The sequence below is a fragment of the Pseudomonas sp. TE6283 genome (genome assembly GCF_054060555.1).
The window spans coordinates 40,402-59,553 of record NZ_JBSSDH010000018.1 but is presented as its reverse complement, the minus strand read 5'-3'; the positions used below and the strand labels follow the sequence as shown (position 1 = coordinate 59,553).

17 protein-coding genes are annotated in these 19,152 nt (G+C 64.9%); 6 read left to right on the top strand and 11 right to left on the bottom strand.

Annotated elements, in window-relative coordinates:
- Positions 1–28: 28 nt before the first annotated feature.
- The 3 genes from ACVWZ5_RS20785 to ACVWZ5_RS20775 all read left to right on the top strand — a co-directional run bounded on the left by ACVWZ5_RS20785 (position 29) and on the right by ACVWZ5_RS20775 (position 3,045).
- Positions 29–823, top strand: coding sequence for a lytic polysaccharide monooxygenase (locus ACVWZ5_RS20785; RefSeq protein ID WP_062575227.1), 795 nt, complete (start codon positions 29–31; stop codon positions 821–823).
- A gap of 71 nt (positions 824–894) precedes the next feature.
- A complete protein-coding gene (locus ACVWZ5_RS20780) occupies positions 895–1,266 on the top strand; it encodes a PilZ domain-containing protein (RefSeq protein ID WP_062575228.1) in 372 nt (123 codons plus the stop codon).
- Between the two features lie 261 nt (positions 1,267–1,527).
- On the top strand, positions 1,528–3,045 hold the full coding sequence (locus ACVWZ5_RS20775) for a nucleobase:cation symporter-2 family protein (protein WP_028691345.1): 1,518 nt from the start codon (positions 1,528–1,530) through the stop codon (positions 3,043–3,045).
- Between the two features lie 88 nt (positions 3,046–3,133).
- Here the strand turns inward: ACVWZ5_RS20775 and ACVWZ5_RS20770 are convergent, their stop codons facing one another.
- From ACVWZ5_RS20770 to radA, 8 genes are all read right to left on the bottom strand, one after another.
- On the bottom strand, positions 3,134–4,471 hold the full coding sequence (locus ACVWZ5_RS20770) for a TolC family outer membrane protein (RefSeq protein ID WP_062575229.1): 1,338 nt from the start codon (positions 4,469–4,471) through the stop codon (positions 3,134–3,136).
- Positions 4,472–4,475: 4 nt separating this feature from the next.
- Complete coding sequence (locus ACVWZ5_RS20765; RefSeq protein ID WP_084940813.1) at positions 4,476–5,807, bottom strand: HlyD family type I secretion periplasmic adaptor subunit; 1,332 nt, start codon at positions 5,805–5,807, stop codon at positions 4,476–4,478.
- Between the two features lie 4 nt (positions 5,808–5,811).
- Entirely contained in the window at positions 5,812–7,578 is a 1,767-nt protein-coding gene (locus tag ACVWZ5_RS20760; RefSeq protein ID WP_457340818.1) for a type I secretion system permease/ATPase, read from the bottom strand.
- 169 nt (positions 7,579–7,747) lie between these two features.
- Complete coding sequence (locus ACVWZ5_RS20755) at positions 7,748–8,365, bottom strand: heme acquisition protein HasA (protein ID WP_062362109.1); 618 nt, start codon at positions 8,363–8,365, stop codon at positions 7,748–7,750.
- Positions 8,366–8,447: 82 nt separating this feature from the next.
- On the bottom strand, positions 8,448–11,117 hold the full coding sequence (locus ACVWZ5_RS20750) for a TonB-dependent receptor (RefSeq protein ID WP_280070909.1): 2,670 nt from the start codon (positions 11,115–11,117) through the stop codon (positions 8,448–8,450).
- Positions 11,118–11,321: 204 nt separating this feature from the next.
- Positions 11,322–12,311 (bottom strand): FecR family protein, encoded by a 990-nt coding sequence (locus ACVWZ5_RS20745; RefSeq protein ID WP_457340817.1) that lies wholly within the window; start codon positions 12,309–12,311, stop codon positions 11,322–11,324.
- Between the two features lie 68 nt (positions 12,312–12,379).
- Positions 12,380–12,883, bottom strand: a complete 504-nt coding sequence (locus ACVWZ5_RS20740; RefSeq protein ID WP_028691338.1) for an RNA polymerase sigma factor — start codon at positions 12,881–12,883, stop codon at positions 12,380–12,382.
- A gap of 72 nt (positions 12,884–12,955) precedes the next feature.
- Positions 12,956–14,323 carry a DNA repair protein RadA gene (gene radA / locus ACVWZ5_RS20735; RefSeq protein ID WP_028691337.1) on the bottom strand — a complete coding sequence of 456 codons (1,368 nt, stop codon included), beginning with the start codon at positions 14,321–14,323 and terminating at the stop codon, positions 12,956–12,958.
- A 177-nt stretch (positions 14,324–14,500) separates the two neighbouring features.
- Between radA and mscL the strand changes: the two genes are divergently transcribed.
- On the top strand, positions 14,501–14,914 hold the full coding sequence (gene mscL, locus ACVWZ5_RS20730) for a large-conductance mechanosensitive channel protein MscL (protein WP_011535791.1): 414 nt from the start codon (positions 14,501–14,503) through the stop codon (positions 14,912–14,914).
- Positions 14,915–14,982: 68 nt separating this feature from the next.
- On the opposite strand, the gene ACVWZ5_RS20725 is transcribed toward mscL, so the two are convergent.
- Positions 14,983–15,759, bottom strand: coding sequence for a ferredoxin--NADP reductase (locus ACVWZ5_RS20725; protein WP_062575235.1), 777 nt, complete (start codon positions 15,757–15,759; stop codon positions 14,983–14,985).
- 214 nt (positions 15,760–15,973) lie between these two features.
- On the opposite strand from ACVWZ5_RS20725, the gene ACVWZ5_RS20720 reads away from it, so the two are divergent.
- Positions 15,974–16,678 carry an autoinducer binding domain-containing protein gene (locus tag ACVWZ5_RS20720; RefSeq protein WP_062575236.1) on the top strand — a complete coding sequence of 235 codons (705 nt, stop codon included), beginning with the start codon at positions 15,974–15,976 and terminating at the stop codon, positions 16,676–16,678.
- Between the two features lie 98 nt (positions 16,679–16,776).
- Positions 16,777–17,901, top strand: a complete 1,125-nt coding sequence (locus ACVWZ5_RS20715; protein WP_062575237.1) for a methyltransferase — start codon at positions 16,777–16,779, stop codon at positions 17,899–17,901.
- A gap of 90 nt (positions 17,902–17,991) precedes the next feature.
- Here ACVWZ5_RS20715 and ACVWZ5_RS20710 read toward each other — a convergent pair whose 3' ends face one another.
- On the bottom strand, positions 17,992–18,132 hold the full coding sequence (locus tag ACVWZ5_RS20710; protein ID WP_023630574.1) for a DUF2474 domain-containing protein: 141 nt from the start codon (positions 18,130–18,132) through the stop codon (positions 17,992–17,994).
- A gap of 12 nt (positions 18,133–18,144) precedes the next feature.
- Positions 18,145–19,152, bottom strand: a complete 1,008-nt coding sequence (cydB, locus tag ACVWZ5_RS20705) for a cytochrome d ubiquinol oxidase subunit II (protein ID WP_062575238.1) — start codon at positions 19,150–19,152, stop codon at positions 18,145–18,147.

Genomic DNA, 19,152 nt, shown 5'->3' with positions numbered 1-19,152 from the left:
AGGTCTTGAATACACAAGGATGTTCACAATGAAGATCAATTGCCTGCTTCACACCTCGTTCATCGGCCTGCTCGCCTCTGCGGCGATACACGCCGATGCCGCCCCCATAGCGCCAATGCATGGAGCCATGGAAGTACCCGTGGCACGCCAACTGGCTTGCTACAACGCACAGGATTTTAACTGGCCAGAAGATGGCTCAGGTATCAAGAGTCCCGGCTGCAAAGCGGCTTACCAGCACGTTTACCGCAAGTTCAACAACAACGCTCAACAGGCGGTCTATCAGTTCAACCAGTGGCACGAAGTGTCGAAGAACGTAACCGACTACCGGAATATCGAAGCAGTCAAGAAAGCTATCCACGACGGCCAGTTGTGCTCGGCGGGCAATGTCGTGGACGCTGCCGAGGTACGCAAGGCTCAGGGCGAGGTCAACCGTTCCGCACCCAACAAGCAGCTGTTGGTCCTCGCCAACGACAAGAGCGGCCTGGATCAACCCGCCGAGTGGGCCACTCAGGAACTACGCAAGGACGCCAACAACAAAGTGCACATGCGTTACAAGATCCAGGCCGTGCACAATCCCAGTTACTGGGAGATCTATGTGTCCAAGCCTGGCTACAACCCCGCAGAGCGCGCGCTGAAGTGGGACGACCTGGAACTGGTGCAGGAAATCGGCGACGTGCCACCTGTAAATGGGTACTACGAGCTGGAGGTCGATCTCAAGAACCACAGCGGCAAGCGTGTCATTTACAGCCGCTGGCAGCGCGTGGATCCGGCTGGCGAAGGCTTCTACAATTGCAGTGATGTGAATATCGTCGGCGGCAAATAGCCTCCGGTTGATCCTCCGAAAGGGACGGCCATGGCTGGGCTATAGTCAGAAGATCTGACGAGGATCCAGCCATGACCAGCTCCCAAGACGACCGCCGCCGTTTCCAGCGCATCGCCTTCGATGCCCCTACCGAACTGCGCCAGGGCGAGCGTCGCTGGCCTGTGAAACTACTCGACCTGTCGCTCAAGGGCTTGCTGATCGAACGCCCCCACCCCTGGGATGCCGACCTTACCCAGGACTTCGAAGCAATCATCCACCTCAACGACAAGAAAACCCGAGTGCTGATGCAGGTCGAACTGCGCCACGAGGAGCCGAGCCGCCTGGGCTTCATCTGCCTGCACATCGACATCGATTCAATGACCCACCTGCACCGTCTTGTGGAATTGAACCTGGCCGACAGCACCGAAATGATGCGCGAGCTGCGCGAACTCATCGAAGATTGATATCTCTTAGCTTGCTATCTATCTGGCTGTGACGGCTTTCCTGTCCAGCCAGACAGCTTTCATACGCCTGCAAAGCTCTTTGTACACACCCCTCTGGAACAGCATCCTGCAAGTTGGAACGCAACCTGCATCCAGGTTTCAGGCACCCTGGACGCACCAGTTCCGTCGCTACGATCAAAACTTTGTATACAATTTTTGTGGCAATTTTTTGTGCTAGTTGTCTACAGTAGCGACACAACAATAAACAGAGAGCCTGCTCCAATGACCACGTCCCCCAGCACGTCTCCCGCCCCGCGCCCCGAGGACGAGAACCTCGGCCTTGGCGCCAACCTGGCCTACGGGCTGCAGCATGTCCTGACCATGTATGGAGGGATTGTCGCCGTACCCCTGATCCTCGGCCAGGCCGCCGGCCTGGCCCCGGCGGAAATCGGCCTGTTGATCGCTGCCTCGCTGTTCGCCGGGGGCCTGGCGACATTGCTGCAGACCCTTGGCCTGCCGTTCTTCGGCTGCCAGCTGCCGCTGGTGCAGGGCGTGTCGTTCGCCGGCGTGGCGACCATGGGCGCGATCCTCGGCAGCCAGAGCGGTGGCGGCTTGCCTTCGGTGCTGGGCGCGGTGATGGCGGCCTCGCTCATCGGTTTCCTGATCACCCCGGTGTTCTCGCGCATCACCAAGTTCTTCCCGCCGCTGGTCACCGGCATCGTCATCACCACCATCGGCCTGACCCTGATGCCCGTGGCCGCACGCTGGGTGATGGGCGGCAACAGCGCCTCGCCGGAGTTCGGCAGCGTGGCCAACATCGGCCTGGCGGCCCTGACCTTCGCCATCGTCCTGCTGCTGAGCAAGCTGGGCAGCGCGAGCATCTCGCGCCTGTCGATCCTCCTGGCCATGGTCGCCGGCACCCTGATTGCCTGGGCGCTGGGCATGACCGACTTCAGCAAGGTCACCGAAGGCCCGATCTTCGCCTTCCCCACGCCGTTCCACTTCGGCATGCCGACCTTCCATATCGCCGCGATCCTGTCGATGTGCATCGTGATCATGGTGACCCTGGTGGAAACCTCGGCTGACATCCTCGCCGTGGGTGAGATCATCGACACCAAGGTCGACTCCAAGCGCCTGGGCAATGGCCTGCGCGCCGACATGGCGTCGAGCATCCTGGCGCCGATCTTCGGCTCGTTCACCCAGAGCGCCTTTGCCCAGAACGTCGGCCTGGTGGCCGTGACCGGGGTGAAGAGCCGCTATGTGGTGGCCACCGGCGGGGTAATCCTGGTGGTGCTGGGCCTGCTGCCGATCATGGGCCGGGTCATCGCTGCGGTACCGACCCCGGTCCTCGGCGGCGCGGGCATCGTGCTGTTCGGCACCGTGGCGGCCAGCGGCATCCGCACCCTGTCCAAGGTCAACTACAAGAACAACGTCAACCTGATCATCGTCGCTGCCTCGCTGGGCTTCGGCATGATCCCGATCGCGGCGCCGACCTTCTACCACAACTTCCCGAGCTGGTTCGAAACCATCTTCCACTCCGGCATCAGTTCGGCGGCGATCATGGCCATCCTGCTGAACCTGATCTTCAACCACTTCACCACCGGCAACTCGGAAAACCAGTCGGTGTTCGCCGCGGCCTACGAGCGCACCATCCAGTACTCGGACATCTCGGCCCTGCGCGATGGCGACTACTTCAAGGACGGCAAGCTGTTCGACGCCGACGGCAATGAGGTTCCGGTGCTGGAGCTTGACGAGCACGGCAACGAGGCGCCCAGGCGCAAGGCGGTTGCCGAACACTGATCGCTGACCAGGACGGTCATCGAGGGGGAGCCGACGCGCATCGTCGGCTCCCTTTTTTATCTGGTGCAGGTGTGGGAGCACCGACGCACTATCCGTGCGACAGGAAATACCTGCTCAGCGCATTCAGATCCCCCGCCTCCAGTACGCCCGCCAGATAGCGCAGCTGCAACCACGCCCGCAGGTACTCATGGCGTGCCTGCGCAAGGTCACGCCTGGCACTGAACAGCTGTTGCTCGGCATCCAGCACATCAAGGTTGACCCTTTCCCCTCCCCGCACGCTCTTGCGTGTGGCCTGCACCAGGGCCGAGGCCGCCTTCACCGCCAGGTCGTAGGCGCGGATCTTCGCCGTGCCGCTGGCACACAGGTTGAACTGCCGACGCAGTTGGGTGAGCGTGTCGTTCAACTGTGCATCCAGTTCGAACCCCACGGCATCGCGCTGGGCACGAGCCTGACGCACTGACGCCTGCACCCCGCCACCGGCATACAGCGGCACGCTCAACTGCACGCCGATGCTGTCGGTATCGTAGCGTTGGTTGTAGCTGCTCTCGGAGCTCGAACTGGAAATGCCCTTGCTGGCATAGGCACTCAACGAAGGCAGGTGCCCGGCCCGTTGCCGCTCGATGTTCTGCTCGGCGACCTCCAACCCATGGCGCTGGCTGGCCAGCTCGGCGTTGTGGGCCACGGCCAGGTCGCGCCAGCGCTCGAAACGTGTGGGGGTGAGGGGTTGGACGCGAAAATCGGCGGTCATCGGCGCCAGGTCCTCGACCGCCACCGGCTCGCCGATGATCGCCTGCAATGCGTGCAGCGCCGCATCGAGATTGTCGCCAGCCTCGATTTCCTGGGCCTGCGCCAACTCGTAGCGGGCGCGGGTTTCCAGTACATCGGTACGGGTGCCTTCGCCGCCCTTGAGCAGCCGCTCGTTGAGGGTCAACTGCTCGGCGTAGGTGCGTCGCTGGGCCTGGGCCAGGGCGATCTGTTCGTTGGCGAACAACGCTTCGCTGTAGGCGCCGAACAGGCGCACCATCAGTTCCTGGCCACGACCGCGATAGCGCTCGTCGGCCAGGGCGGCCTGGGCCACACCACGGCGGTAGTCGCTCCAGGCAGCGTAGTCGAACAACGGCTGCTCGAGGGTCAGGGTCGAGCTGTAGCTGCGGTAATCGCGCTGGGTGGTCACGTCGCCGAACTGGCTACGCTGGGTCACCTCGGAATCGTTGCGGGCGCGGTTGTAGCGATACGACAGCCTGGGCAGCAGGCCAGCGCGACCGATCGCCAGGTTTTCGAGCCCGGCCTCGCGCTCGGCGATGGAGCCCTGCCAGGTGGGATCGTTGCGCAGCGCCAGGGCATAGGCGTCACCCAGGTCCAGGGCCTGCGCCGACAGGCTCGTGAACAACAGCAGCGGGCAGGCGGCACGCAGCAGCACGGACATCCTCTTATTCCTCGGCCAGGGCGACATGCACCCGGTCGGCCAGTGGCTTGAACAGGTAGTTGAGCAGCGAACGCTCGCCGGTTCGCACGAAGGCCTCCACCGGCATGCCCGGGCGGATATCCAGGCCGGCCAGTTGGCCGAGGCCCTGGTCGCTGACCTTGATGCGCACCTGGTAGTAGGGCTGTTGGGTCTTTTCGTCGATCAGTCGATCGGCCGAGACCAATGTCACCTCGCCATCCACTCGTGGCGTGGTGCTCTGGTTGAAGGCGACGAACATCAGCTCCACCGGCAACCCGGGGCGCAGGCGGTCGATCATGTCCACCGAGGCTCGGGCTTCGACCAGCAGCGGCGCATCGCGCGGCACGATCTCCATCAGTTGCTGGCCCCGGGCGATGACGCCACCGTCGGTGAACACGCTCAGGCCCACAACGGTGCCGGCCACGGGGGCCCGTACCTGGGTATGGGCCAGCTCGAATTCGGCGCTGCGCAGGCGGTTGTCCAGATCCTCGGCGCTGGCCTGCAGCTCGGCGAGCTGCTGGCGCACCTCGTTCTGGTACTCCTGCTGGCGCTGGCCGATGCGCAGCTTGAGTTCCAGGACCTGACGCCGGGTGCGGCCGATGCTGCCGAAATCCTCGGCAATCGAGCCGTTGACCTGGGCCAGCAGGCGCTCACTGTCGAGCAGGCGATTGCGGGCGATGTAGCCATCCCGAGCCAGTTCGCGCAGGCCGCGCAACTGTTCGTCCAGCGCGTCACGCTGGGCCTGTTTGCTGGCCAGCGAGCCTTGCAGGCCCTGCAGCGAGGCTTCGGCGCCAGCGATGCTCTCGCGCAGGCCGCCAAGCTCCATCTCCAGCGCCTGGGCGCGGCTGCTGCGCAGTTGCCGCTGGCTCTCCAGCACCGTGGCCACCCAGGCACTGGCGGCCTGGTCACGCAGGCCTTGGGGGAAGTCGATCGAAGCCCTGCCATCGCGCTCGGCCAGCAGGCGCGCCTCGGCGGCGCGGGCGTTGACGTACTGTACCCGTAGCGAACCGACCTGGGCCTGGGCCTGGGTCCGGTCCATGCGCAGCACGACCTGGCCGGCGCTCACCGTGTCGCCGTCATGCACCAGCAACTGCTCGATCACCCCGCCCGTGGGGTGCTGCACGGCCTGTCGGCTACCGGCGACCATCACGCTGCCGCTGACGGGCACGCCCTTGTCCAGCGGCGCCAGCGCGGCCCACAGGAGGAAACCGCCGAAACCTGCCAGCACCAGCCAGCGGCCCACCCGGCCCGGGCGGTGTTCGTCGAGGCTGAGCAGGCTCGCCTCGGTCTTTTGCGTGGAGAGGGCGTGTACGCTCATGGTGTCAGGCTCTTGGCTGGCCGAAGGTGACGCTCAGGCCGATAGGGTTGCGTGTGGAGGATGGCGCGACGGGGGCGGGAGCCGGCCGGGCGGCCCGCTGTGCGTCCTGCAGCACCCGGGCGGTGGGGCCGAAGGCCTGCAACTGGCCGCCCTTGAGCATCAGCAGGTTGTCCAGGCCGGCCAACAGCGAGGACTTGTGGGTGATCAGGATCAATGTGCGCTTGTGCTCGCGCAGCCTGGCAATGGCCTCGACCAACGCCTGCTCCCCGGCCTCATCGAGATTGGAATTGGGCTCGTCGAGCACGATCAGCGCCGGCAGCCCATACAGCGCCCGCGCCAGGCCGATGCGCTGGCGCTGGCCGCCGGACAGGCCCAGCCCGCCCTCCCCCAACAGCGTGTCATAGCCTCCCGGCAGCTTGAGGATCATGTCGTGCACACCCGCCAGCTGCGCCGCGGCCACCACTTGCTGGGCATCCACCGCGCCGAGCCGGGCGATGTTATCGGCGATGCTGCCGGCGAACAGCTGCACATCCTGGGGCAGGTAGCCGATATGCTGCCCCAGCGCGCCACGGTCCCAGACCCTCAGGTCCGCGCCATCCAGGCGGACCTTGCCGCTCGCCGGAACAACGGCGCCGACCAGCAGCCGCGCCAGGGTCGACTTGCCCGAGCCGGACGGGCCGATGATTCCCAGTGACTCGCCCGCCGGCAGTTCGAAGCCCAGGTTGTTCAGGCACAGACGGCTGCTGCCCGGCTGCGTCGCCCCCACCTGCTCAAGTGTCAGCTTGCCGAGCGGTGCCGGCAGCGGCATGCCCGCCGGGCGCGGCGGCTGGGCCCGCAGCAGCTCGCTGAGGCGCTGATAGGCCAGGCGCGCACCACTCCATTGGCGCCACGCGCCGATCAGTTGGTCAATGGGTGCCAGCACCCGGGCCATGAGGATGGAACCGGCGATCATCATCCCCGGCGAGATCAACTGCTCGATGGCCAGCCAGGCCCCCAGGCCAAGCACCAGCGACTGCAGAGCCAGGCGCACGGTCTTGGTAAGCGCGGTGATCGCCGCGGTGCGCTCGCTGCCCAGGTTCTGCCGGGCCAGGAAGCCATGGTGCAGGCGCGCCCAGCGCTGGCGAACCGGCGCCAGCATGCCCATGGCCTCGACCACCTCGGCGTTGCGCAGGTTGGCGCTGGCCTCCAGGCCGGCCTGCTGCGACAGCTGCCCGGCCTCGGCGAACGGCGCCTGGGTCAGGCGCTCGTTGACCCAGGCCAGCAGCGTCAGCAGCACCGCCCCCAGCAGCGCCATCAGGCCGAGCCATGGGCTGAACATGAACATCACCAGCAGGTACACCGGGAACCACGGCGCATCGAAGAACGCGAACAGGGCCTGGCCGGTGGCGAACTGGCGCAGCGCGGTCAGGTCGGCGAGCATCTGCCCCGCGGCGCCCTTGTGCCCGGCCAGGCTGGCCTCGTAGGCGGCCTCGAACACCCGTGGGTTGAGGTCCATGTCCATGCGCGTGCCCAGGCGGATTACCACCTGGCTGCGCAGCCACTCCAGCAGACCCATGAAGGCGAACACCCCAAGCACCATGAGGCTGAGCATCAGCAAGGTCATCTCGTTGCGCGACGACAGGACCCGGTCGTAGACCTGCAGCATGTACAGCGCCGGGGCCAGCATCAGCACGTTGATCACCGCAGTGAACAGCGCGACGTTGCCAAGCCCGGCACGGCAGGCCCTGAGCGCCCGCAGCACTTCGTTGGCCGCGGTGGGAGCGGTTCGCATTGGTTGGAAACCTCGTAGAAGGCGCCGACCGGCGATTGCATTCGCCCTGTCGTCGCCACAGAATTCGCACCGCCGCAGCCTGGGCCCGGCAAAGACACGGGCTGCGGGGTAAGTGCATCAGATCAGCGAATGGCGGGGTGACCTTCCATTCGCTTTTTCATGCCTGTGCTCAGGCCGCCAGGGCCAGGTCCTCGGGCAGCGCCTGCACGCCGACCGCTTCGGCGGCAGCGGCGTGAGCCGGGCCGGCGGCCAGGGCCGCACCGATCTCGGCGAACGTGTTGTTGGTGGAGACGCCATAACCGGCCAGCAGGTTGTCCAGCACGCCTTCCAGGGCCGAGGTGTTGCCCTGCATCAGGCCGTAGATCACGCCCTGTACTTCGTTGCCGGCACGCCCGGCGCCCTGCGCGGCATCCAGGTCCAGGCCGTTGAAGCTGACCACGTAGTTGCCCAGGCTGAAGTCGCTGCCGCTGCCGCCACCGAGCACTTCGCCCAGGGAGACGTTGTCCAGCGAGCCCCACAGGTAGTGGTTGAGGTTGTCGCCCGGGGCCTTGGACGGGTCGAACACATAGTGCAGACCGTTGGCGCTGTCGCTGTCGGCGATGAAGGCGTAGTCCGAGTTGTTGCGACCGTGGGTGGCGTACTGGTCGCCATCGAAGGTGCCGTTGCTGAAGCCGCCGGTGTTGCTGTAGCCATGGCCGGCAGTGACGAAGCCGGCACTCCAGAAGGCCAGGTAGTCGTCGACGGTCGAGCTGGCGAAGGCGGCGTCGTAGTTAACGGAAAGGGTCATGACGGTTCCTCGTTGTTGCACAGTGATGACGAAGGCGCGTTCCGTGCCTTCGCGTCGCCCGGAATGGGCAAACCCGGTTGGTTCAGAAGCGGTACTCGAGCATGCCGCTCAAGGTGCGGCCGCGGGCCAGCGACAGGTTGTTGCCGTCGCCCATGGCCACGAAGTAGGCCTCGTCGGTGGCGTTCTCCAACGACAGGGCCAGGTTCAGGCTGGGGGTCATCCAGTAGCTGGCGTAGAGGTCGTAGACCGTGTACTGCGGCCACTGGGCCTGGTCGATCTGGTTGTAGGTATGGCTTTTGAGGTTCTCGCCGTTGCCTTCGCTGTAGCGCACCCGCATGCCCACATCCAGGGTGCGCTCGAGCAGGCGCATGCCCAGGGTCAGGGCGCCACGGTCGGCGGGCATGTACGAGGCGTTGCCCATGATGTCGCCGCAGCTGACGATGTTGTTGGTGTCGCTGGCGCCCTCGGCTCGTGATACGCGCACCGGCAGCATGATGATGCGGCTGCCCACCCGCACCGGGCGCATGACGGTGCCGGCGCTGACCAAACGCTGTGCGCCACCCATGTAGAACTGGTTGGAACAGAACTCGTTGCTGCCGATCATGTGGGTGTAGCTGAGCTGGCCGTAGTAGGCGCCGGCATCGTAGTCCAGGCTGTACTCCACGCCGCGAAATCGCGTGGTCTCCAGGTTGTTCTGGTAGGCCGAACGGCCCAGGGCGATACCCGCCACGCTGCTGCCGGGCAGCGAGACGTTGGTGTCGAGGAACGAGAAGTTGTCGATGCGCGTATCGAAGTAGGCGACCTTGGCGCCGAAACGGTCGCCGTCGCGCAGCAGCGACTCCTTGAAGATGTTCAGCCCCAACTCCCAGTTGTGCGACTCCTCGGCCTTGAGGAACGGATTGGGGTAGACCATCTCGGCACTGCCGCCGGCATGCGGGCGGCCGCTCATGAACACTTCGGTCACCGCTGGCGGGCGCCAGCCACGGCCCCAGCGGGTGTAGACCTGCAGCCAGTCCGGCCCGGGCTTGAGCGCGATACCGAAGGTCGGCGAGAAGCGGCCCTCCTCGGTGTCCTCGTCGAAGATCATGTGGGTCTGCTGGCGGGTAAGGCCGACCTCGGTGACGCCTTCAGGGTACATCCAGGTGGTGACCCCGGTCTTGCCGCTCAGGCGATAACGGTCGTAGCGCAGCCCGGCATCCAGGGTGAGCCAGTCGTCATGCTCGTAGGTGACCTTGCCGAACAGGCTGGCCATCACTCGCTTGCCCTTGGGGTTGGCGCCCTGCACGTAGGGTAGCGACTCCACCTCGTTGACTGCGGCGACGCGCTCGGTGCTGGGGCGGAAGCTGTCCTGGAACAGCTCGGTGCCGTAGTTGAAGCTCAGGGTGTCGGCCTGTCCCAGGTGCCAGCGCGAGGTGTTCTGCAGCTGCAGGCCCCAGGTGTCGGTCTGGAAGCGGTCGGTGTAGGCCTCGACGCGGTTGCCGGTGGCGGCGCTGGACAGGTTGTCGGCGTTCCAGCGGTCCTGGCGGGTGGTCACGTAGTACAGCTTGGCCTTGAAGTCGATCAGGTCGTTGTCCGGGGTTACGCTGTAGTCCAGTGCGGCATTCTTCGCATTGATGTCGTTGGTGCCGGTGACCCGGTAGTAATAGCGGTTGGCGTTGCTGTCGTTGTAGGTCCAGGCGTCCTTGCTGTCGGTGTCGGTCTCGATGTAGCTGAACTGCAGGCGCTGGTCGTCGGCGAGGTTGAGGCCGAGCTTGAACAGCTGCGAACGGGTCACGCTGTCCATCGCCCCCACTTCGCCGTGCAGCCAGCTCTTCCAAGCCTCGCGGTTCTCCAGCTTGCCGCGGATCTGCGTGCCCAGGTTGTCGGCGTTCTGCGTACCGCTGCGGTAGTTGCCGAAATGCCGTTCGCTGTGGCCAAGCAGGATATCGCCGGCTTCATTGCCGACGGCGAACAGTGCACTGCCATTGAAGTAGGTGCCATTGCCCTGCTCGCCGATACCGTGGCCGGCGCGCAGGCGCCCTCCGATTTCCTTTCCCGGACCGAGCAGGTCGCGGGCATCGACGGTGTTGAAGCTGGCGATGCCGCCGATCACCCCGGCGCCGCCCATGCCGGCCGAGGTGCCCTTGTCGATCTCGACACCCTGGATGAACTCCGGGTCGATGAACATCACGCCGTTGCGCTGCTGGTGGCCGTTGACGTTGAAGTTCTGGCGCATGCCATCGATGTTCATGTTGACCCGGCCATAGTCCTGCACGCCGCGGATGTTCACCGACAGTCCGGGGTCGCGCTGGTTGACGGCGGTGTACACGCCCGCGGTCTGCTCGAGCAGGTCGGCGGCATGACGTGGGGCGCGCTGCTCGATCTGCTCACGGGTAATGACACTCACTGATCGCGGGGCCTGGTACACCCAATCACCATCGCGCTGCGAATCGACATGGGTCGCGCCCAGCTCCAGCGCCTCGCCGTCCTGGACGATTCGCTCCAGGCCGACCTGCCCGGCGGCACTGAAGCGGTAGCGTACTGGCATGCCGCGCAGCAGTTGGCGCAGGCCCTCTTCGGCCGGGTAGCTGCCCTGCAGCCCTTCGCTGCGCAGGCCGGCCAGCTTGCGGCTGTCGAAGAACACCTGCACACCGGACTGCTCGGCGTAGGCCAGTACCGCGCTGTCGAGCGACTGGGCCGGAATGTCGAAACGCACCAGGTTGCGGCTGGCGGTGCTTGGCGAATCGGCGGCGTGTGCCTGGCCGATCCCCATCGGCAGTACACAGCTGCCCAGGACCAGGCTGCCGGCCAGGGCGAGGCGGCCCAGAGGGCGCAAGGATTGTTGTCGTGGCGTGCTCACTGCGGTTGCTCGTCCGTTGTTGGCGTTTTCTAGTAATGAAAATCAATCTCAACAATCAGACGAGCTGCGCAGGAAAAGTCAGTAAATTAAATTGAAAGTATTTTACCGAAGCCGCATTCAGTACAGCACGGCCAAGCCTGGAAGCTCGATCAGCCGGGCCTTGAGCTCTTCACCGAGCACCACCGGGGCGGTGCCTAGCTGGTCGAGGCGGAATACGCCGCTGACCTCACGCCGGGCCAGTGCGTCACTGGCAACTACCAACTGGCCTGCACGGTAGCGATTGAGCCGGGCGACCACCTCGGCGAGCGGCTGGCGTTCGAACACCAGCACTCCGCGCTGCCAGTCCGTGGCTCGCCGCAGATCGTGACCCGGCCAGGGTCGTACCCCCTTGTGCTGGTCATAGCGCAGGCTGTCGCCCTGCTCCAGTAACTGACTGGCCTGCCCCTGCAACGGCGGCACCTGCAGGTCGACCGCGACGCTGTGCTCCAGCATGCCGACCCAGCCCCCCTCGCCCGCCGCGCCAACCACGAAGCGTGTACCGAGGGCGCGGCTGGTAGCCCCGGCGTATTCGACCACGAACGGGCGTGCGTCCCGGGACGTGACCGGTGCGGCAGTGAAGATGGCTTCACCGAACAACAGGCGCACGCGGCGCTCCTGATCGTCGAAGGCAAGCTGGACGGCGCTGCGGCTGTCCAGTTCGACCTGGCTGCCATCGGGCAGGCTCACCCGGCGTACCTCGCCGATACCCGTCAGGTAGTCCGCGCGCCAACCTAGCCAGGCCTGCGGCCCTTGCTGCACGGCCAGCACGGCCAGCAACAGCGCCGCCGCGCTGGCGACAGCCCGGCGCAACCGAGGTCGCCGTCGCCGCATCGGGCTGCCCTGGAGGGGAGTCGTGGGGCGAGCGCTCGAGACGGCGGGCAAGCGTGCCAATTGCCCAAGGTCAGCCCAGGTGGCCTGGGCGAACCCATAGGCACGGGCATGCCGGGGATCGCTGGCGCACCACTGGTCCAAGGCGTGCTGCTGCGCCGGGTTCAGGGGACCGGCCTGCTGCAGCACCACCCACTCGGCGGCCTGCTCGCGGATGGCTTGCTCGTTCTGGCTGCTCACACGGTTCTCTCGCGATCTGGTTATGTCTGGGCTGACGTCTGAAGCGGCATTTGTCAGTAAACCGTTGGTCATTCGGTTTCCTGCAGGCACTGCATCACATAGGCCAGGGCCTTGGCCAGATGCTTTTGCACCGAGCTGTCGGAGATCCCCAGGTGCCGGGCGACCTCGGCGTGGGTCATGCCCTCCAGGCGGTTCAGGCGAAAGATTTCCCGGGTGCGCTCGGGCAGCTCACCGAGGATCGCCTGCAGGCGGCGCAGGTGCTGTTCGCGCACGGCCTGCTCCTCAAGCCCAGGGGTGTCCTCGACGATCGCCTCGAAGGCCTCGTGGGGCACCGTGTCAGTCTTGCGTCGCTGCTGCTGGCGCACGTGATCGATCATCAGGTTGTGCGCCGTGCGGTACAGGTAGGCCTGGGCGTTTTCGATGGGCTCGTGACGCTGCTGCTCGGCCAGGCGCAGGAAGCTGTCCTGCACCAGGTCGGCCGCCAACTGCGGGTCGCGCACCTTGCGCGAGAGCAGGCCCTGAAGGTTTTTCGCGTGCTTCGTGAACAGCCGCTTGAGGTCGAACTCCGCCACACGCTCTCCATGGGGTGGTCGCAAGGTGGCGGTATGCTACTGGTTATTGAGAATCACTTGCAAGAAACAGCACTACTCGAAAAGTGCATCCAGCGCTTGTTCCAGACGGGTTACGGCAATCACCTGCAAGCCGGCGGGCGCTTCCTTGGGCGCGTTGCCCTTGGGCACGATGGCGCGCTTGAAGCCATGCTTGGCGGCCTCCTTCAGGCGCTCCTGGCCACTGGGCACCGGCCGCACCTCGCCCGACAGGCCGATCTCGCCGAATACCAGCAAGCCATGGGCCAGCGGACGGTTGCGCAGGCTCGACATCACCGCAGCCAGCAATGCCAGGTCGGAGGCTGTTTCCAGCACTTTCACACCACCGACGACGTTGAGGAATACATCCTGGTCATGGGTAGGGATGCCGCCGTGCCGGTGCAGCACCGCCAGCAGCATGGCCAGGCGGTTCTGGTCCAGGCCCAGGGTCACCCGGCGCGGGTTGGCCAGGTGACTGTCGTCGACCAGCGCCTGGACCTCCACCAGCATCGGCCGGGTCCCTTCCCAGGTGGCCATGACCACGCTGCCCGGCACTTCCTCCTGGGTACGGTTGAGAAAGATCGCCGAGGGGTTGGAGACTTCCTTCAGGCCACGGTCGGTCATGCCGAACACGCCCAGTTCGTTGACCGCGCCGAAGCGGTTCTTCACCGCCCGCAGCAGGCGCAGGCGGCCATCGGACTCGCCCTCGAAATACAGCACGGTATCGACCATGTGCTCGAGCACCCGGGGCCCGGCCAGCGAGCCTTCCTTGGTGACGTGGCCGACCAGGAAGATCGCCGTGCCGCTTTGCTTGGCGTAACGCACCAGCAACGCCGTGCTCTCGCGCACCTGGGCGACACCGCCCGGGGCCGACTGCAACTGCTCGGTGAAGATGGTCTGGATCGAGTCGATGACCATCACCCGCGGCTTTTCCTGGCGCGCGGTGGCGATGATGGTCTCGATGCAGGTTTCGGTCATGACCTTGAGCTGGTCCTGGGGCAGGCCCAGGCGCCGGGAGCGCATGGCCACCTGCTGCTGCGACTCCTCGCCGGTGACATACAGCGCCGGCATCTGCGTGGCGATGTTGCACAGGGTCTGCAGGAGGATGGTGGACTTGCCGATCCCCGGATCACCGCCGATCAACACCACCGAGCCGTCCACCAGGCCACCGCCGAGCACGCGGTCGAGTTCGGTGCTGCTGGTGGTGAAGCGCGGAATCTCCTCGACACTGACTTCGGCCAGGGTCTTGATCTGTGCCTGCTGCCCGGTCCAGCCGGCCCGCCCGCTCGGCGCCGCGGCGCCGCCGCTTTCGATCATGGTCTCGACCAGGGTGTTCCAGGCACCGCAGTCACCGCACTGGCCGGCCCATTTGGGGAAGGTCGCGCCGCACTCTGTGCAGCCATACAAGCGCTTGGCCTTGGCCATGGGCGGGTCTCCTGGGAAAAACCGCCATGATAGCCGAACACGGACGTGTCCCGGAGGCCGCGGCAGGCGACAAAACTATTCGCTCTAAACACAGTCTGTAGCTGCGAACATCGCGCATGAAGCGTTTTAGTGGCTTACACTGCGGTTACCTCTCCATTCGTAACAAAGGAATACAGCATGGGCATGCTCAGTGAATTCAAGGCCTTCGCGGTCAAGGGAAATGTCGTCGACATGGCGGTAGGTATCATTATCGGCGCGGCGTTCGGCAAGATCGTCTCTTCCTTTGTCGGCGACGTGATCATGCCCCCGATCGGCCTGCTGATCGGCGGGGTGGATTTCAGCGACCTGGCCATCACGCTAAAGGCCGCCGAAGGTGATGTGCCCGCAGTGGTGCTGGCGTATGGCAAATTCATCCAGACCATCCTTGACTTCATCATCGTAGCCTTCGCCATCTTCATGGGCGTGAAGGTGATCAATCGCCTCAAGCGCGAAGAAGCCGTGGCCCCGACCGCACCGCCGGTGCCGAGCGCCGAGGAAACCCTGCTGACCGAGATTCGCGACCTGCTCAAGGCGCAGAACCGACAGCCCTGAAGCACAAAACGACTGGGGCCGCTTCGCGGCGGCCCCAGTGACGACGACCCTCAAGGCGCCGTTGATCCTTACCAGTAGTTCTCCACCGCCACCTGCCCCGGCCGCTTGCTCAGGCTCAGTTGCAGGTCGCGCGCCTTGAGCACCTTGCGTGTCTCGTCGATCATTTCCGGGTTGCCACACAGCATGATCCGCGAATGTTCCGGCGACAGCGCCAGCCCCGCCGCCTTTTCCAGCTCACCGTTCTCGATCAGCGTGGTGATCCGCGCATTCAACGCGCCCGGGTGTTGCTCTCGGGTCACCACCGGGATGAACTGCAGCTTGCCCGCGAACTCCGCCAGGTAGTCGCGCTGCTCCAGCGCGGCGATTTCGTCCACATACGCCAGCTCCTTCGCCTCGCGCACCGAGTACACCAGCTTGATGTTGTCGAAGCGCTCCCAGGCCTCGAAGTCCTGCAGAATCGACATGAACGGCGCAATGCCGGTGCCGGTGGCCAGCAACCACAGGTCGCGCCCCCCCACGAAACGGTCGAGGGTCAGGTAGCCGAAGGCCTGACGGTCGATCAGCAAGGTATCGCCTTCACCCAGGCGGCTCAGTTCGCTGGTGAATTCACCGCCCGGCACCACGATGGAGAAGAAGTCGAGGAACTCGTCATGGGGCGCACTGACCATGGAATAGGCGCGCCAGGCCACGCTGCCATCGGCCTTGCTCACCCCGAGGCGGGCGAACTGGCCGGCGCGGAAACGGAATCCGGCATCGCGAGTGACACGCAGGGAAAACAGGTTGGGCGTCAGGGGCTGGACGTCGAGCAGAGTCTGGCGGGTGAATTTGTCGGCGCTGGCGGTCATGACGGGCTCCATGGATCAGATGCGCACAGTTTCGCGCAAAGCGCCGGAGATAAACACCGTCGGTTTGTAAGGTATCGATCGGGAGTGACCGTAATCAGCTAAGAAGGCGTGACAGCTATAGCGAAAAAACCCAGCACAGCGTTAGGAGATTTCCTACACTTCGCTCCGTACACCGCCGTTTTTGGATCCAACGCCAAGCGCAGGAGCTTCAGCGATGCCACATTGGAAAAGCGAGCAACTCCAGCAGTTGCTGGATGAGCGGGAGCCGAAAGCGCTATTCAGCCATGCGGTGAAACTGGCCCAGGCACTCAACATGGAGTTCGTTGGCTTGGCACTGCACCTCCACGTGGCAGCCCGTGGTCCACAGGTAATCCTCTACAACAACTATCCAGGTGCCTGGAATGAGCGTTACCAAGCTGAGGACTTCATCAAAATAGACCCGACAGTATCAAAATGCCACCACACAACACTGCCACTCGTCTGGAACGACGATCTCTACCGTGAGGTACCACAACTGCGTGAAGCCGCCTCAGCGTATGGCATGACCCATGGCTGGAGTCAGTCGATACATGACCAGCAGCACAATGAAAGTCAGTTGAGCGTCTCCAGACCCGTGGGTGTAATCACCCGTGAAGAACTCTTCGCGAAGAGTGCCCAGGTGATGTGGCTGTGCAACACGTTGCACGCTGTTCTCTGCGCGCATCATCTGCAGAAGTGCAGCCCGATCCCGCAACTGAGCGAGCGCGAACTCGAAGTACTCAAGTGGTCCGCCGCCGGCAAGACCGCCGCCGACGTGGCGATGATCCTCTCGCTCTCCACCAGTACCGTGAACTTCCATATCCGCAGCGTGATCACCAAGACCAACGCCTCCAACAAGGCCGGCGCCATCGCCATCGCCGCCTTGCGCGGCCTGCTCTGACAGCCCGTCCCCCACCCAGGCGCAAAGCCCTGTAGAATCACCCGCCGCAAGCCCGCCGCGCAGCGCGCCGGGCAGGATTCGCAGCAGAGCCCCACGTCATGCCCCTGTTCAACAGCCCCTTCGCCGACCTCGACCTGATCCGCCAGCCGGCCCAGGCCAATGACCCGCTGCTGGCCTTCGACGCCGCCGACCAGTACCTGCTGGAACACCTGGCCGCCCAGGTGCCACAGGCGAGCTGCAGGGTGCTGGTGCTCAACGACAGCTTCGGCGCCCTTGCCGCGAGCCTCGCGGGGCATGTGCAGGTGACCAGCAGCGGCGACTCGCACCTGGCGCACCTGGCCCTGGAGAAGAATCTGGCGGGTAACGGCAGGCCGTTCGACAGCGTGCCCTTCATCCCGGCCAGCGAGACCTTCCCTGGCCCGTTCGACCGTGTGCTGGTGCGTGTTCCAAAGACCCTGGCCCTGCTCGAGGAACAGCTGATCCGCCTGCAAGGCCAACTGGCGCCCGGTGCCCAGGTGATCGCCGGGGCCATGATCAAGCACCTGCCCCGCGCCGCCGGCGACCTGATGGAGAAATACATCGGCCCGGTCCAGGCGTCGCTGGCGCAGAAGAAGGCGCGTCTGCTGATTGCCAGCGTCGGCGAACGCCCGACCGCACGCTCGCCCTACCCCAGCCGCTACCGCCTGGACAGCCCGGCCCTTGAGTTGGTCAACCACGCCAATGTGTTCTGCCGCGAAGGCCTGGACATCGGCACCCGCGCCTTCCTGCCGCACCTGCCACGCGACTTGGGTCGTGCCCGGGTCGCCGACCTGGGCTGCGGCAATGGCGTGCTGGCGATCGCCTGCGCCCTGGCCAACCCGGATGCACAGTTCACCCTGGTCGACGAGTCGTACATGGCGGTGCAGTCGGCGCGGGAGAACTGGCAGGCGGCGCTGGGCGAGCGCGAAGTGACGATCAGGGCCGCGGATGGCCTGGCCGGCCAGGAGAAACAATCGCTGGACGTGGTGCTGTGCAACCCGCCGTTCCACCAGCAGCAGGTGGTGGGCGACTTTCTCGCCTGGCGCATGTTCCAGCAGGCCCGGGAGGCGCTGGAAGTCGGTGGGGCGCTGTACATCGTCGGTAACCGCCACCTGGGCTATCACAGCAAGCTGGCGCGGTTGTTCCGAGGGGTCGAGCAGGTGGCGGCGACGCCGAAGTTCGTGGTGCTCAAGGCCCGGAAATAAACACCCAGTAGAAAACGAGAAAAGCCCGCTCCTACTGGTCCCGTAGGAGCGGGCTTGCCCGCGATAGGGCTGCACCGCAGCCCTCGCAACCTAGTGGGTACTAAGGCCGGCAGCATTCATGAACATGCGCATGCCATAAGCCACCACCCCAAGCGCCGCCACGCTCAGCCCCCAGATCAGCACCAGCCAACCCAGGCGTTGCCAGAGCGGCTTTTTCTCTTCGACGTTCATCACGATGCGCTCCTAGTGATAGCCATCTTCATGGGTCACCTTGCCGCGGAACACGTAGTAGCTCCAGTAGGTGTAACCAAGAATGAACGGCAGGATGAACAGCGTGCCCACCAGCATGAAGCCCTGGCTCTGCGGTGGCGCCGCGGCGTCCCAGATGCTGATCGACGGCGGGATGATGTTCGGCCACAGGCTGATGCCCAGTCCACTGTAGCCCAGGAAGATCAGCACCAGGGTCAACAGGAACGGCGTGTAGTGGGCATCGCGTGCCACCGCCCGCAGCAGGCCGTAGAACGTCACCAGCACCAGGATCGGCACTGGCATGAACCAGATCAGGTTGGGCATGCTGAACCAGCGCTCGGCGATCTGCGGGTAAGCAATCGGCGTCCACAGGCTGACCACACCGATGACCGCCAGCAGGACCAGCGCCAGTGGCCGAGCGATATCATGCATCTGCTTCTGCAATGGCCCTTCGGTCTTCATGATCAGCCAGGTGCAGCCCAGCAGAGAGTAGGCGACGATCAGGCCCAGGCCACTGAACAGCGTGAACGGCGTCAGCCAATCCAGGGTGCCGCCGACGAACTTGCGATCGACCACCTTGAAGCCCTCGATGAAGGCGCCCAGGGCCACGCCCTGGAAGAAGGTCGCCACCAGCGAACCCCAGATGAACGCCTTGTCCCAGATGTGGCGCTTGTTGGCTCGGGCCTTGAAGCGGAACTCAAAGGCCACGCCGCGGAAGATCAGCCCCACCAGCATCAGGATCAACGGCAGGTACAGTGCTTCGAGCACCACTGAGTAGGCCAGCGGGAAAGCGCCGAACAGTGCCGCGCCGCCCAGCACCAGCCAAGTCTCGTTGCCGTCCCATACCGGGGCGACGGTGTTCATCATCACATCGCGGTCATGCTCGTCCTTGACGAAGGGGAAGAGCATGCCGATGCCCAGGTCGAAACCATCCATCACCACGTACATCATGACGCCGAAGATGATGATCACGGCCCAGATCAGCGGAAGATCGATACCCAT

Excerpts from the sequence above, each read along its gene's own strand:
- ACVWZ5_RS20710 (WP_023630574.1), bottom strand. The coding sequence starts at position 18,132 with ATGAACGTCGAAGAGAAAAAGCCGCTCTGGCAACGCCTGGGTTGGCTG.
- cydB (WP_062575238.1), bottom strand. The coding sequence starts at position 19,152 with ATGGGTATCGATCTTCCGCTGATCTGGGCCGTGATCATCATCTTCGGC.
- ACVWZ5_RS20765 (WP_084940813.1), bottom strand. The coding sequence starts at position 5,807 with ATGAGCGTACACGCCCTCTCCACGCAAAAGACCGAGGCGAGCCTGCTC.
- ACVWZ5_RS20770 (WP_062575229.1), bottom strand. The coding sequence starts at position 4,471 with ATGTCCGTGCTGCTGCGTGCCGCCTGCCCGCTGCTGTTGTTCACGAGC.
- ACVWZ5_RS20775 (WP_028691345.1), top strand. The coding sequence starts at position 1,528 with ATGACCACGTCCCCCAGCACGTCTCCCGCCCCGCGCCCCGAGGACGAG.
- ACVWZ5_RS20725 (WP_062575235.1), bottom strand. The coding sequence starts at position 15,759 with ATGACCGCCAGCGCCGACAAATTCACCCGCCAGACTCTGCTCGACGTC.
- ACVWZ5_RS20780 (WP_062575228.1), top strand. The coding sequence starts at position 895 with ATGACCAGCTCCCAAGACGACCGCCGCCGTTTCCAGCGCATCGCCTTC.
- ACVWZ5_RS20785 (WP_062575227.1), top strand. The coding sequence starts at position 29 with ATGAAGATCAATTGCCTGCTTCACACCTCGTTCATCGGCCTGCTCGCC.
- ACVWZ5_RS20750 (WP_280070909.1), bottom strand. The coding sequence starts at position 11,117 with ATGGGGATCGGCCAGGCACACGCCGCCGATTCGCCAAGCACCGCCAGC.
- radA (WP_028691337.1), bottom strand. The coding sequence starts at position 14,323 with ATGGCCAAGGCCAAGCGCTTGTATGGCTGCACAGAGTGCGGCGCGACC.
- ACVWZ5_RS20755 (WP_062362109.1), bottom strand. The coding sequence starts at position 8,365 with ATGACCCTTTCCGTTAACTACGACGCCGCCTTCGCCAGCTCGACCGTC.
- mscL (WP_011535791.1), top strand. The coding sequence starts at position 14,501 with ATGGGCATGCTCAGTGAATTCAAGGCCTTCGCGGTCAAGGGAAATGTC.
- ACVWZ5_RS20720 (WP_062575236.1), top strand. The coding sequence starts at position 15,974 with ATGCCACATTGGAAAAGCGAGCAACTCCAGCAGTTGCTGGATGAGCGG.
- ACVWZ5_RS20715 (WP_062575237.1), top strand. The coding sequence starts at position 16,777 with ATGCCCCTGTTCAACAGCCCCTTCGCCGACCTCGACCTGATCCGCCAG.
- ACVWZ5_RS20760 (WP_457340818.1), bottom strand. The coding sequence starts at position 7,578 with ATGCGAACCGCTCCCACCGCGGCCAACGAAGTGCTGCGGGCGCTCAGG.